The organism is Agathobaculum sp., assembly GCF_022775115.1.
Taxonomy (GTDB): Bacteria; Bacillota; Clostridia; order Oscillospirales; family Butyricicoccaceae; genus Agathobaculum.
The window spans coordinates 39,832-54,262 of sequence record NZ_JALFLA010000001.1; the positions used below are offsets into that span (position 1 = coordinate 39,832).

The following is a 14,431-nucleotide window of genomic DNA, read 5'->3' on the forward strand; positions in this document are numbered from 1 at the left end:
CATTCCTCAGCCCGGAGGCCATGTCATGTCGCGGCCGGACAGCACATGGAAATGCAGATGGAACACGCTCTGTCCCGCCTGCTCCCCGGTGTTAGAAACCACGCGGAAGCTGTCCATCCCCTTCTCCCGGGCGATCTTGGCGATCACCGCAAGGCAATGGGCGACAACTGCACTGTTGCTCTCGTCCACTGCGGCGACCGACGGGATATGCTGCTTGGGGATGACAAGAAAATGTGTTGGCGCTTTGGGATCAATATCGTCAAAGGCATAACAGAGCGCATCCTCATACACCTTGGAGGACGGTATCTCCCCCGCCGCTATTTTACAAAACAGACAATCAGACATAGCAGTATCCCCTTTCTGATTACAGTATAACCAACATCAGAGCTGCGCGTCAACGATATTGTTGACCGCTTCGAGCGCCTCCTCCAACTTGGAAGGGTCTTTACCACCGGCTGTTGCGCTGTCGGGCCGGCCACCACCGCCGCCGCCAACGATTTTAGCGACCTCCTTGATGATCTTACCGGCGTGCGCGCCCTTTTTGACGGCTTCCGCACCGCAAACGCACAGCAGGCTGATCTTTTCCCCGTTAACGCTCGACAATACGGCCACCATATTGGGCGCTTTTGCCTTGATATCGTCGCCCATCGTGCGCAGCACATCGGGCGTAGCGTCCTCCAGCTTGGTTGCGATCACGTTGACACCCTTGATGTCGCGCGACACATTAAGCAGGTCGACCATCTGCATAGAGGCCAGCTTGCCGTTAAGCTTTTCGATCTTTTTGGACATCTCACGCAGGTCGCTCATGGTCTGCTCCACCCTGCCGAGCAGCTCATTGGGCGAAGTTTTAAGCGCCGCAGCCGTATCCATGATAAGGCGCTGGCGTTCGCTCAGAAAACGCAGCACTCCCTTGCCGGTCAGTGCTTCGACACGGCGCACACCGGCGGCCACGGAAGCCTCGCTGATGATCTTGAACATACCAGCCTTGGCAGTATTGTCCAAGTGAGTGCCGCCGCACAGCTCGATCGAATCTCCGGCCTGCACGACACGAACAGTTGAGCCGTATTTCTCGCCAAAAAGGGCCATCGCACCCTTCTTCTTAGCATCCTCAATACTCATTTCCTCGGTAATGACCCGGTCTCCAGCAAGGATCGCTTCATTGACCAGCATTTCTACCTGCTGCAGCTCGTCCGCAGTCAGCGCAGCAAAGTGCGTGAAGTCAAAACGGATATGGTCGGCCGCGGTGTACGAGCCAGCTTGCTCCACATGGTCGCCCAGCACCTTGCGCAATGCCTTATGCAGCAGATGGGTCGAGGTATGCGCGCGGCAGATGGCCTGCCGATATTCCGCGTCAACCTTGGCTTCCACTTCCTCGTCTACCGAGATCGAACCCTCAGTCACAGTTCCGATGTGCATATACTTGCCATCCTTGGTCTTCTGAACATCCGAAACGGTTATTACGCCGTTTTTGCCGACCAAAATGCCGTGGTCGCCGATCTGGCCGCCCATTTCGGCGTAGAACGGAGTGTGGTCAAGCACAACGGTGATCTTTTCACCCTGCGCCGCCGCGCCAGAAGGCTCACCCTCGTTAACGATCGCCAGCACCTTGGCGCGCTCACCCAGCGTCTCGTAGCCGTCAAAGCGTGTCTTGATCGACTTGTCAAGGCCGAGATCCTCGCTCTGCCAGCCAAGGTCACCCATCTTTTTTCGGTCCTCGCGGGCGCGCTCACGCTGCTCGTTCATCAGTCGGTCGAACTCGTCGCGGTCGGTGGTCATGCCCTGCTCCTCAAGAATTTCAAGCGTCAGGTCGATCGGGAAGCCATAGGTGTCGTACAACTGGAAGGCGTCCGCCGCGGGCAGCTGCTTGCCGCCGGAGGCCGCGACATAGTTTGCTATCCGGTCGTTCAGGATGGACAGGCCGCTGTCAATCGTCTTATGGAAGCTGGCCTCCTCATTTTCGATCACCTTGTGGATATAGTTCGACTTTTCCACCAGCTCAGGGTATGCACCGCCCGACTCATGGATAACAGTATCAGCTACGATGGAAAGGAACGGACGATCGATGCCAAGCAGCTTGCCGTGGCGCGCCGCACGGCGCAGCAGACGGCGCAGCACATAACCGCGCCCCTCGTTGGACGGGATAACACCGTCGCAGATCATCATCACGGTCGAGCGGATGTGATCGGTGATGACGCGGAGCGACACATCCGTCTTATCGCTTTCGCCATAGTGCTTGCCCGCGATCTCGGATACCTTATTGGTGATGTTGCGCACCGTGTCCACATCAAACAGCGAGCCGACATTCTGCACCACACAGGCCAGACGCTCGAGACCCATGCCAGTATCAATGTTCTTCTGCTTCAGCTCGGTGTAATTGCCGTTGCCATCATTCTCAAACTGGGAAAAGACGTTGTTCCAGACCTCCATATAGCGGTCACAGTCGCAGCCGACCGTGCAATCCGGCTTATCGCAGCCGTACTCCGCGCCGCGGTCGTAATAGATCTCCGAGCACGGGCCGCACGGTCCGGAGCCATGCTCCCAGAAATTATCCGCCTTGCCAAAGCGGAAAATGCGCGCGGCCGGAATGCCGACCTGCTTGTTCCAAATCTCGAACGCCTCATCGTCGTCCTGATAAATCGACGGATACAGGCGGTCGGGGTCGATGCCGATCCACTCCGGGCTGGTCAGAAATTCCCAGCTCCACTCGATGGCCTCCTTTTTGAAATAATCACCAAAGGAGAAGTTGCCCAGCATTTCAAAAAAAGTACCATGCCGCGCGGTCTTGCCGACGTTCTCAATATCGCCGGTGCGGATACATTTTTGGCAGGTGGTCACGCGGTGACACGGCGGCTCCTGCTCGCCGGTAAAGTAGGGCTTCATCGGCGCCATGCCGGAATTGATCAGCAGCAGCGACGGATCATTCTGCGGGATGAGCGAAAAGCTCGGCAGGCGAAGATGCCCCTTGCTTTCAAAAAACTTCAGGTACATCTCGCGCAGCTCATTTAGACTTCTGTACTGCATAGTTATCCTCCAAAAATATAGATTACAAAATAAAAAGCTCTCGCCCAAATCGTTAGGGGCGAAAGCATACTTCCACGGTACCACCCTAATCTGCGCCATATGCATAAAAGCGGCGCATCTTAGCGATCCGGTATCGGGGATCGGGCGACCTGCTTTCACAGGCTGCTTGGAAATGGCTGTTCTCCGCCGGTGGCCGAGGGCTTTCACTCTCCCCTCTCGCTTGTGGGTCTCTGCACGGGAACTCGTTTCGTCATCGCATTCTTCGATATTTTATTAATGTTATTATGCCACCATTCTTCCGTTTTGTCAACAGGCAACCCGGTAAGTCCCAAGTGCCGCACGGTTATCGTTTATACGCGCTTCTGTCTCCTCCTCCACACATGATCTCCTCTACGCTCCTTGCAATATATTTAATAAAATGTTATAATATACCAGCTGTCAATATTATATATGGTGCATTATGCTGATATGCGGCGGCCTGATGTGTCCATCTCTTCCAAGGCGGCACTGGTAAAATGATAAAAGGGGGATCTGGTTTGTATGAAAAACTGGAAATTACGCACAAAAATTACGCTGGGAATTACGCTGATCGTTATTTTGTGTATGGGACTGCTATACATAACAGCAAACAGAAAATTAAAGGGTATGATGCAGGAATCTGAACGCAACCACATGTATAGTGTGTTGAAAGCACAAACCAGCCTGATTGAGGAATATGTGATTCGTCAGGAAAAGCTGCTCATCGCATATAGCAAGACGCCGGCAGTCAGAACGCTTTTGAAGGATGCAAACAATGCCGAAAAACGCAGCATCGCCCAATCCTATACAGAGTATTATTATACAGGGCTGGACAATTGGGAGGGCATTTATATTGGCGAATGGAATACCCATTGTATCGCACACTCAAATCCGAATGTAGTTGGTGTCACTCTCAGAGAAGGTGAGTCACTGAAAGCATTACAGAATGCAATGACCGCACGCAAAGGCTTATATAACGCCGGCATTATTGTCTCACCGGTATCCGGCAAACTTCTCCTGTCTATGTACTGCCCGGTATTCGATACAGACGGCACTACGATCGTCGGCTATGTCGGCGGCGGCCCATATGTTGAGGATCTGGAGAATATACTAAATGAATTAAAGCGCGAGGGGGATACAGCAGACTACTATATGATAAATCCGGAAACCGGAATGTACATCTTTGCTGATAATAAGTCCCTGATAGCAACAGAAATTCGGGATGAGAAGCTGATAAACATTATCGACAGAATCAAAGCCGGACAAAATAAAGGAGAGGTCAATTATACAGGCGAGAACGAGAATTTGATCGCCAATTACCAATATATTGATGGACGCGGATGGGCGGTCGTTTCTTTTGACAGCGAGTCCAATATTTATTCTTCTGTCAACAAAAACATGTTTGTTTTAGGAAGAATTTGCGTCATATTTGTATTAGTGATAAGTATACTGGCATTTGTAATGATCCTAGTTAGTATGAGACCGCTGCGATATATTGAAGAATCTATTATACAGCTAAGCAATTTGCAGCTTCAAAAAAATAATAAATTAGAACCTTGGATCGGAACCAAAAGCGAAATCGGAAAGATTGCCACAGCAATGGATTCATTATACAAAGCGCTTGGGGAAATTGTCACGACGCTGTCAGCCTGCTCTTCATCCTTGAATGACTCCGCTGTGGACATGCAGAACTCCTCCAATACACTGATCTCATGTGTTTCCGACAACTCCAGGGCCACAACGGTTTTTGCAAAGCATACAGAAGCCATCCATAATACGGTTGCAAAGGTCGATCACGAAATCGCTGAAATCGCAAAGGTGGTTTCAGGGGTTGAGGAACGCGTCCAGCAAGGAAACGTACATAGCAACCAATTGCTCAATAAGGTTGAGCAGATGCAGCAGCTGGCCGACACGACCATGAAAAATACAAGCACACAGATTGCGGAGAATCAAAAAGCGATTGAAAAGGCTATTGAAAAATTACAAACGCTGATGCAGATTGATGAAATGGCATCGCAGATTTTAGATATCACAAGTCAAACCAACCTGCTATCCTTAAATGCGTCTATTGAAGCGGCAAGAGCTGGCGAAGCAGGTCGAGGATTTTCAGTAGTAGCAAATGAGATCGGTGATTTGGCGCATAGCTCATCTGCCACCGCAACACAGATCCAGTCCATCTGCAACCAAACAAAAAATAATATCACACAGGTTAAAATGTGCTTCGATCAGGTGATTTCGTTCCTGCAAAATGATGTTCAGACGCAATTCTCAGAGTTTGCAAATGCTACCAAGGATTACTATCAATCTATTAAGGATATGCGGCATATCATTGCAGAGATTGCAAAGGCTTCGGAGGTGTTTGTCGATACGGTGCAAAATATACAAACGCAGATTTGTGAAGTATCGGATGTGCCGGATGACCAGAGCGTCAGCAGTCAGGATATGCTGGATAAAGCAAGGCAGACAAAAGAAACCACAGAAGCCATGACAGTGATAGTAAGCAGGAACAAGGAAAACGCTAATGCGATCAGCGGCATTGTGAAGCGCTTTTCATAAGAATATGCCCCCCCCCTACGTCAGATTGGGATGCTGCTGCATAGCGCTTGTTTAATCACACTTCCTATTCTATTCTTGTAGAATATATAAATTTTTCTTGCAACTATTGTATTGTTTTTGTTAAAATATTATAATATATACTAACTTGGGATATTCTACAAAAGGGTGTCGCACGGAACCTGCGCCACCTGACAGATGCCGCTTGGTATAAGCGGCATGGAATAAAAAGTGAAAAGGAGGAAAAGTATAGCAGCAGGATGTGCGGCAGATAGGACAGATTATTCCTGAGAGCTGCATTGGAAGAGGGTGGTTCATGGAAAGAGCATCCTTGGCCGCACACAAAAAAACGATTCTGTCTCAGCGCAAATTATAAGAGCCTGTTTGAAAAACCAATATTTTGAACATGGCTCGGAGAAAAAGGGAGCAGTATATGATCGTATTGCGATTCTTGTGATCGGCAGCTGGCTCTATTCCAAGCTTTCGGTCAAGCTGCTTCAACCCAGTGCGGCGCCGACACCTGCCTACACCAGACAGGACGGCTTGGACTTTGTTCCGATGGGCAAGGCGCGCAACTCGCTGATCAATCTGCTCAACATTGCAGGTACAGGCCCTGTACTCGGTCCGATTCAGGGCATCCTGTTTGGCCCTATCGCTTTTCTCACCATCCCGGTCGGCTGTGTTCTGGGCGGTGCGATCCACGATTACTGGTGCGGTATGATCCCCTTGCGCAACGGGGGTGCGCAGATGCCCGCGTTGGTTGAAAAATTCCTTGGCAAAGCGATCTCCAAGGTCTACTTCGTATTTTTGGTGCTCGTGCTGATGCTTGTGGGCGTGGTGTTCGTCTATACCCCCGGTGATCTCTTTGTCGGGCAGGTGCTGGGTATTACGGCTGACGCACCCAATTACTTAATGGTCACCATCATCACCTTTGCTGTGATCTTCGGATATTATATCCTTGCGACCATGCTGCCGATCGATAAGATCATCGGCAAGATCTACCCCATCTTTGGTGTCATCCTATTCCTGTCCGCTGCAGCGGTGTTTGCTATCACCTGCATCGGCGTATTCAGCGGAAAGTATGTCCTCAACGAGATTTGGGGCACTCTGCCCGACTGGGCCTACACCGGTGCGCTCAATCCCACCGACCCACACTATGTTCCCACCTTCTGCGTAACCGTTGCCTGCGGCATCGTTTCGGGCTTCCACAGCTCACAGGTCACGCTGATTTCCCGCACAGCGCAAAAAGAGAAGGATGGCTCGATGATCTTCTTCGGCATGATGTGCGTCGAAGGCTTCATCGCCATGAGCTGGGCGGCCGACGCTATGATCGTCTTTAATCTTGGCATGAACGGCAGCCCGACGGATGTTGTTGGCCTGATTTCCAAGGAGATGCTGCATTTCTTCTGGGTCGTCCCTGTGGCCAGCGTTATCATTCTGCCCATTTCTTCGGGTGATACTGCTTTCCGTTCGGTACGTCTGCTGGTTCAGGATTTCTTCAAAATGAAGAAGTCAACCGGCAACAACCTCATGGTGGCGCTTGGTATCTTTGCTGCCGGTATCGCCCTGCTGGTATGGGCCAAGGCAAGTCCCAATGGCTTTAGTATGCTGTGGCGGTACTTTGGCTTTGCCAATCAGGCCATCGCTGTGTTCACTTTCGGCGTTATTTCGGTCTATATGAGGCGCAAGGATAAACCCTTCCTGATGGCATTGATCCCCGGTACTTTCTATGCCTTCATTGTAAGCAGCTTTATCCTCCATCAAGAGATTGGCTTCCGAATCGCCAACTGGAATCTCTGCTACGCCATCGCCGGTGTGCTGGCCGCCGCCTTTGCCATCGCCGTCTATTTGGTTGGTAAAAGGCAGCGCACCTCTATGGGTCTGCTCAAAGACTGCCCGGAGGAGCTTGGTCAGACTGTGTCCGAACAGACGGAGTCTGCTTCCGAGGTACAAGGCGGTAATCCCAATCTGGCTTGATTTTCATCCTTTGGAGCAAGTGCGGCTCAGCGGCACCACTCCTGATACAAAAAGCACGGCTCAAACGCTTTTTGCATTTGAGCCGTGCTTTTTTCCGCATTCTTTTTAGTTTGTAAGGCTTGCAGGCGCATCATCCGGCCTTGTGACTTTTTTCACCCATTTCCAGCTGTGCAGCCGCAGTGCCACCGGGATCGCTTTATACAGCTGATCCCACTTGAGTAGGAAAAACACGATGACCGGCGCACAATGCCACCAAAAAGCAGCCATAGCGGAAAGCGGAACAACGATGAGCCACATGCTGATGAGGTTCATCTTAGCCGAGAACGCGGTGTCTCCCCCACCTCGGATGATGCCGTTATCGCAGGCCATCTGGTACGCTGTACCGACCGTGGTGACCGATAGTACAGCCATAAACTGCATGGACAGACGGCGCGCCTGTGTGGTCAGTGTACCGCCAAACACGAAAAGAATAGGCGCGCGCAGCAAGAAAATCAGTCCTCCCGAGCAAAGGCCGATCGTAATGAACAGAATCTGCAGCGTTTTGACCAACGGGTGCAGCTGCTGCTCATTACCCTCCCCGATCGTCTTTCCAACCACGATGCCGGACGCCGATGCAGCGCCATAAGCAACGACCGACAGCACCTGATAGACCTGCACGGCAATCGCATTAGCTGCCGTTACATCACCGCCGAGGTGGCCGAGGATGCCGGTCTGCACCATTTGTGCAAGACCCCAGAGCGCTTGATTTATCAGCACCGGCGAGGAAACGCGCGTGTAATCACGAATATAGCTGGTATCAATGTGTAGCAGCTTGTTGAACGTCAGGCAAAGCCGCCGCTCCTTATTTTTTAGATAGTATAGCACAATCACCATCTCCACACAGCGAGAGACCAGCGTCGCAATGGCCGCACCACGCACACCCAGCTCAGGAAAACCGAAATTACCATAGATCAGCAGATAGTTCAGGCATACATTGATTACAAGTGTCGAGGCCGAGATCACATAGCCAATTTTGACAATGCCAATCGAGCGAAGTGAAGCGACAAGAATGTTGGTGACCGTGAAAATCACATAAGTAAAGCAGATGATCTGAAAATACTTCGCTCCCTCGGCGATAACGGCCGGCTCGTTGGACAGCAGATGCAGCAGCGGCAGTGGAAAAAACAGCACGATGCCGAACATGACCACAGCCAGCGCACCGCCAAATCGCAGCGCCACACCGATAATATGCGGAATCGGCTCGAGCCTTTTCTTACCCCAGTATTGTGAGCCGAGTACGACTGCCCCCTCCCCCGCGCCGACAACCAGCATTTGCAGTAAAAACTGCACCTGATTGCACAGACTGACACCGCCCATCGCATTCTGGCTGTAGCGGCCGAGCATGATCGTGTCCATCATATTGACGCTGTAGGTCAGTAGGTTCTGCAGCGCGAGCGATAGAGTCAATATCATAAAGGATTTATAAAACGTCTTATCTTTCAGCATTGGTCGCACCTCTCTGCTATTCCTTGTAATTGCTAGCATACGCAAAAGAACAACGTTTTGCAATAAAAAAACAATGCAACTTATTTATATTTTGTGCTATTATATAGCAAGAGGTGAAGGCAGATGAAGGTACTGGGCGAGCCGGGTGTGCTGATACGCTCCGAGCGTTTTTTCTCCACACCGTCCGCCACGGCGCGGCGGCTGTTTTTCTATGTGACACGCTGCGGGCATTATTACTGCGATGCACAATATGACTTCGTTGACAGCTGCGCGGTTGGCAAGCTGGACAGCCATAAAAACTACTTCCTGATGTACATTCGTACAGGCGCTATGCATTTCGAGACCGATACCGCGTCGTTCCGCGCCGAGCAGGGACAGGTTGCCCTCGTCAATTGCCGCAAGCCGCACCATTTTTTTGCAAACGCGCCCGTCGAGACGCTATGGATTCACTTTGACGGTGCGAACGCATGCGACTTTTTTGAGCAGATCGTCGCATTTCGCGGCAGGCAATGCTTTTTCCCGCCGTCCGCGCAGCATATAGAGCAGCAAATGGCGCAGATCATCTCCGGACTGCGCAGCGCGACTATGACCGAGGTCGAATGCTCACAGCGCATTTATCGTATCCTGTGCGCGCTGCTGTTCCTCCCGCAGCAGGCAGGAGGCACGGCTGAGGGAGATGTGGTCGCCTCCGCCATCTGCTACATCGACGCGAACTTATTTGAGGATATCACGGTCGAACGCATCGCATCGGCGGTCAATCTCAGTCCATCGCATTTTTCGCGCCTTTTTCGCAGTACGACCGGCTTTTCGCCGCATGAATATATCGTGTTGCATCGCATTGACGAAGCAAAGGCGCTGCTCCATTCGACCGGCCTGTCTGTCAAGGAGATTGCCTTTCGCGTTGGCTATCATAGTGAGGTCAACTTTATCGCCTCCTTTACCAGCAAGGTCGGCGTATCCCCAACTGCCTTTCGGAAAAGCGCGTTTTGAATGGCTTTATCCTGCTGATTGCTAGGCAGATACAAAGCTCCGCCCATACCAATACCCGGTACAGGCGGAGCCTTTGTTATGCTGTTTCTAAGTGAGCCTTTTATGAGGCCACAATCACGCGGATCTTGCCGCCGTTCTCTGCCGTTTTGTTAGCGTAAACACGGAAAGTATTGTAATTGCTCTTGGCGCTTTGCAGCGAGATAAACTCCTTCTGCGCAGTGGAATACACGCCGATGCCGTCAGCCAGCGGGTAATAGCCCTTGCCCGTGCGCACACCGCTGACGCCATCGAAAGCAGCACGATCCACCGTGTCGACCAGCGTGAGCGAAAGCGTGGAAAGCGAGCTGCTTGCACGCTCGCCGCCGCTGATATAACCCTTCGGAACACCGACCGGGATATCATTCAGCCCTTTGGAAATACCAAGCGCTCGGTATGTATTCGTCGCCGTCTTGCTGCCGTCCCAATGCCGCAAGATAACCTGATAGGTCGTATCCTCATCGGTCACAGAGCCGATGCCATACACCCAGCTATCGCCTGTCACATCGCCCAGCACGATATCAGTCACCGTACCGGCGCTGTCGGTCACCGTGTAGCGAATCTGCTCGGATGAAACGGTTGCCGCTTTGATATCTGAAACACTGATCGCACTCAGCGGCGCGCCGGAGAGCACTTCTTCATACACGCGCACACGAGGAGAAACCGGACTTGTGCCTAGTTTAGCATCGGCAATCGTCCAACTGCCGCTGGTCTTGGTCGAAAACGGCTTTGCCGTCAAAGAAGCCTTGTCGCCGGTCGACTGAGCAATCGACACCATATGTCCCAGCAAATCATTTGGGTTGATCGATCCTTTCACATCAGTCGGGTCGCTCGTGTCGATTTCAGCCTTTATCGTCAGGCCGTTGGTCAGAGCTATTGTGGCCTGCGTGTCCTTAATGCCTGTGACAACACCCTGCATATCAGCGCTGACCACACTTCGGGGGTAGGCTGCGGCAACATTACCGGATACATCGAATAGCAGCGTGATATAGTCCTTCAGTCGGATGTCCCGAAACAACGCGGCCGCATTGCTCGGAATGGTGTAGGACTGTCCGTACAGCGTCACGGTCTGCGGATAGCTGGCCGTCGGGCCGCCAGCCGTATACTGGCCGCTAATGCGTGCATCCGAAACAAGCGCTTGCTTGTTTGCCGCGTCCAGCGTAACCACATCGTATTTTTGCAGCTTGGAGCGGTCGACCTGCGCGCCATTCTTGACGATCTTGTATTCCTGCGGGATGCTGACCGAGGTCGCAACGCCGTATACAAAGGTGCTGTCACTTACCATAGACACTGTTGGCAAAACGGCCAGCAGCTGTAGCGCGCCGTAAGCATCATAGTAACACGTCAGCGTGTCGCCGCTTTGCACACTCGACCACATTTCGGTGTACTTGCCAGCAGCGCGCTCACGCGCCACATAAAGCGACGTGTCCGCATCAGGGCGCAGCGTCTGCGCATCGGTGGACACACGATCCGCCGCCACACTGCGCACCGTGAACGTCTCAGTTTTGTAGGCGTTTGGCACAACGCCGATCACAACCTTTTCACTTCCCTTTCCGATCACTACCGTGCCGTGCACGCCGATCAGGCTCTTGTCCAGTGTACCGGCGGTCTTGCGCGGACTTGCAGCCACTGCGCCATTCTCAAAAAACAGCGCCTCGTTGGCGGCAAGTGTCGCATCAGTCTCGCTCGTGGCAAGCAGAATACAGTTTTTCACGGTTGAGGATGCAGTCTTGTCGATCAACGTACTCTCGCTGCCCTTCATCGACGCACCAAGCGTATTGAGCAGCATGGTTGCCGCGTCGCCGCGGTTTATTCCCCCCAGCGGATTGGTGATGGAAACGCCCTCGGTAATGCCGACCAACTGCGCGCGGGCAATGTAATCCGCCGGCCAGAACGGGCCGATATCCTCTTCTGTATAGCCAAGCATACGAAGCAGCATCGTGCAGGCCTCACCAAAGCTGACCGTTTTATCCGGCCCAAAGGTGCCGTCCGCGTAGCCGCGGATGATAGACTGCTTTTTCAGGTCGGGATGGCGCACGGCAGCGTTGATATATTGCGCTGCCCAGTGGCCGTTTTTCACATCGGGGAAGATCGTATAGCTGCCATATGCACTCACGTCGGTAAAGCCCATCGCTGTGACGGCAAGCTTGCAAAACTGCGCCCGGGTAAGCGCGCTGCCCGGATCAAACCGACTGCCACCCACACCCTGCATGATACCAAGCGCGTCCAGCACGGATGCGGTCTGAGACAGCTTGCTGTCAGCAATATCGGAAAATGCAGCAGACGCCGATGCCAGCATGAGCAGCATCGCCAGACAAAGGCTGATGATCCTTTTGTTCATTGGTTCTCTCTCCTTCTTTTATTGCGTGCGCAGCGCATCGACCGGCTGCAAATTAGAAGCCTTATTGGCAGGATACAGGCCAAAAATGATGCCGAGCAGCGCGGAAAACAGGAAAGCCCCCGCAACCAACCCAAACGAGGGCAAAACGGTGAAATTTTCGATCACCGGCATCCAGCCGCCTCCCTGCGCTTGCTGCAGCAGGAGCAAATTGCCGAGTATCGTCGCGGCAAAGCACCCTAGTATGATGCCAAGCATACCGCCGCAGCAGGACACTACCGCCGCTTCTACCAAAAATTGGCTGATGATATCGCGCTTGCGCGCGCCGATTGCCATGCGGATGCCGATCTCGCGCGTGCGCTCGGTGACCGACACCAGCATGATATTCATGATGCCGATACCACCGACCAACAGCGAAATGCCGGCGATACCGCCGCCGAGGAGCGCCAGCATATTGCTGGAGGCCTCCGCCTGCTCCTGCCACTGAGCATTCGAGTAGACCTCAAAATTGCCGTTCGACGAATCATAACGGGCGGACATGAACTTCCTGATCTTCTCAATAGCCGGTTCGATTGCATCCTTACTGGCAGCCTGTGCGTAGTATTGACGGTTCTGCCCGGGGTCGCCCATCATACGCTGCTGCAAGGTATACGGCAGCACGATCATCTGATCCTGTGAGTTGAGCTTACCGCCGAATTTGCCTTTATACACGCCGATGACCTTAAAGCTCGTTCCGCCAATGCGAATACTCTGGCCGAGCGGACTCATTGCGCCGAAAAACGCCTTGCGCACGGTCTCTCCGATCACACAGACCTTGGCAGCGTTGCGACAGTCGGCTTCGGACAGGTCGCGCCCGGCCGTGATGACATTGTTAGTACAGGCGCCGTAATCCTGATTGCCGAAATAGATCTGCGTGTTGTTCATCTCGAGCGTTTTGGAGCGGTATTTGATGCCCTTATTCTGCCAGTCCCAGTATTGCCCCTGCGGCGACCATGCCTTGATTTCATCTTTCATTTCGGTGTCTATATAGGTTTCGAGCGCCTTCCAGTCCGCCGAGCGTGGCCCCCAGCCGTAAATCTGTATCTGATTTGTGCCCATCGCCTCGTATTGCAGACGCTGGAGCGTGCTGGCTCCCTGCACGAATGCCACGATCGCAATGACCGAAGCCACGCCGATGATGATGCCCAGCATGGTCAGGACCGAGCGCACCTTATTGTTCATGACCGATTTGAAGGCCATGCGCATCGTCTGTCCCCAGTTCATACGCCGATCCCTCCCTTCCCCGGCTCATCGGAGATGATATGCCCGTCCTGAATGGTTACGATACGCTTTGCCATCTGTGCCAGATGGTTATCATGCGTGATCAAAATAATTGACGTACCTTGCTCATTGAGCTGCGAGAGCTGTCCCATGATATCACGGCCGGAAGCGGAATCAAGGTTGCCGGTCGGCTCGTCCGCCATGATGATCGGCGGCTTGGCCGCGACTGCGCGTGCGATTGCAACGCGCTGCTGCTGTCCGCCGGACATCTCGCCCGGACGGTGGTCGATACGGTTTGCAAGCCCGACTGATGTCAGCGCGTCCACAGCCAGCGCGCGGCGCTCCTCTCTGCCGAGGCCTCGGTAGATCAGCGGCAATTCGACGTTTTCCAGCGCAGTCAGCGCCGGAATCAGATTGAAGCCCTGAAAGATAAAGCCGATCTCGCGGTTGCGGATGCCCGAAAGTACAGAAGGCTTGAGGTCGCTGACCGCCTGCCCATTGAGAAAATAAGTGCCATAGGTCGGGATATCCAAGCAGCCGAGAATGTTCATCAGCGTAGATTTGCCCGAGCCGGATTGCCCGAGGATGCAGAGAAACTCGCCCCACGGCACGGTCAACGAAATATCGTCGAGAGCGCGCACCTCGTTCTCCTTACCCTCATGATATATCTTACTCATGCGGCGTACATCGATCAGCAGATCATCATTTGGCCCCTCCGATTCACCGGAGACCGGGCGTGGCGGCACGTGCTTT

At 53.0% G+C, this 14,431-nt stretch carries 9 protein-coding genes; 3 read left to right on the forward strand and 6 right to left on the reverse strand.

Annotation, left to right across the window (positions count from 1 at the left end; genetic code table 11):
- Positions 1-6: 6 nt before the first annotated feature.
- The gene (locus MR935_RS00190) at positions 7-345 is read right to left on the reverse strand and encodes a histidine triad nucleotide-binding protein (RefSeq protein WP_290569982.1); all 339 of its coding nucleotides are present in this window, start codon (positions 343-345) and stop codon (positions 7-9) included.
- Positions 346-381: 36 nt separating this feature from the next.
- The gene (gene alaS, locus MR935_RS00195) at positions 382-3,021 is read right to left on the reverse strand and encodes an alanine--tRNA ligase (RefSeq protein WP_290569984.1); all 2,640 of its coding nucleotides are present in this window, start codon (positions 3,019-3,021) and stop codon (positions 382-384) included.
- A gap of 540 nt (positions 3,022-3,561) precedes the next feature.
- On the opposite strand from alaS, the gene MR935_RS00200 reads away from it, so the two are divergent.
- Both MR935_RS00200 and MR935_RS00205 read left to right on the forward strand, forming a co-directional pair.
- The gene (locus MR935_RS00200) at positions 3,562-5,595 is read left to right on the forward strand and encodes a methyl-accepting chemotaxis protein (protein WP_290569986.1); all 2,034 of its coding nucleotides are present in this window, start codon (positions 3,562-3,564) and stop codon (positions 5,593-5,595) included.
- Positions 5,596-5,976: 381 nt separating this feature from the next.
- On the forward strand, positions 5,977-7,569 hold the full coding sequence (locus MR935_RS00205) for a carbon starvation CstA family protein (protein WP_290569988.1): 1,593 nt from the start codon (positions 5,977-5,979) through the stop codon (positions 7,567-7,569).
- Between the two features lie 105 nt (positions 7,570-7,674).
- Here the strand turns inward: MR935_RS00205 and MR935_RS00210 are convergent, their stop codons facing one another.
- Positions 7,675-9,054 carry an MATE family efflux transporter gene (locus MR935_RS00210; RefSeq protein WP_290569989.1) on the reverse strand — a complete coding sequence of 460 codons (1,380 nt, stop codon included), beginning with the start codon at positions 9,052-9,054 and terminating at the stop codon, positions 7,675-7,677.
- Positions 9,055-9,177: 123 nt separating this feature from the next.
- On the opposite strand from MR935_RS00210, the gene MR935_RS00215 reads away from it, so the two are divergent.
- A complete protein-coding gene (locus tag MR935_RS00215) occupies positions 9,178-10,044 on the forward strand; it encodes an AraC family transcriptional regulator (RefSeq protein WP_290569991.1) in 867 nt (288 codons plus the stop codon).
- Positions 10,045-10,144: 100 nt separating this feature from the next.
- Here MR935_RS00215 and MR935_RS00220 read toward each other — a convergent pair whose 3' ends face one another.
- Genes MR935_RS00220 through MR935_RS00230 form a run of 3 tightly spaced genes read right to left on the reverse strand, consistent with a single transcriptional unit; the run spans position 10,145 to position 14,355 of the window.
- Positions 10,145-12,421 carry an S-layer homology domain-containing protein gene (locus tag MR935_RS00220; protein WP_290569993.1) on the reverse strand — a complete coding sequence of 759 codons (2,277 nt, stop codon included), beginning with the start codon at positions 12,419-12,421 and terminating at the stop codon, positions 10,145-10,147.
- 18 nt (positions 12,422-12,439) lie between these two features.
- Complete coding sequence (locus tag MR935_RS00225; RefSeq protein WP_290569994.1) at positions 12,440-13,681, reverse strand: ABC transporter permease; 1,242 nt, start codon at positions 13,679-13,681, stop codon at positions 12,440-12,442.
- Positions 13,678-14,355 (reverse strand): ABC transporter ATP-binding protein, encoded by a 678-nt coding sequence (locus tag MR935_RS00230; RefSeq protein WP_290570021.1) that lies wholly within the window; start codon positions 14,353-14,355, stop codon positions 13,678-13,680. Before MR935_RS00230 ends, MR935_RS00225 begins: the two co-directional genes overlap by 4 nt.
- Positions 14,356-14,431 lie beyond the last annotated feature (76 nt).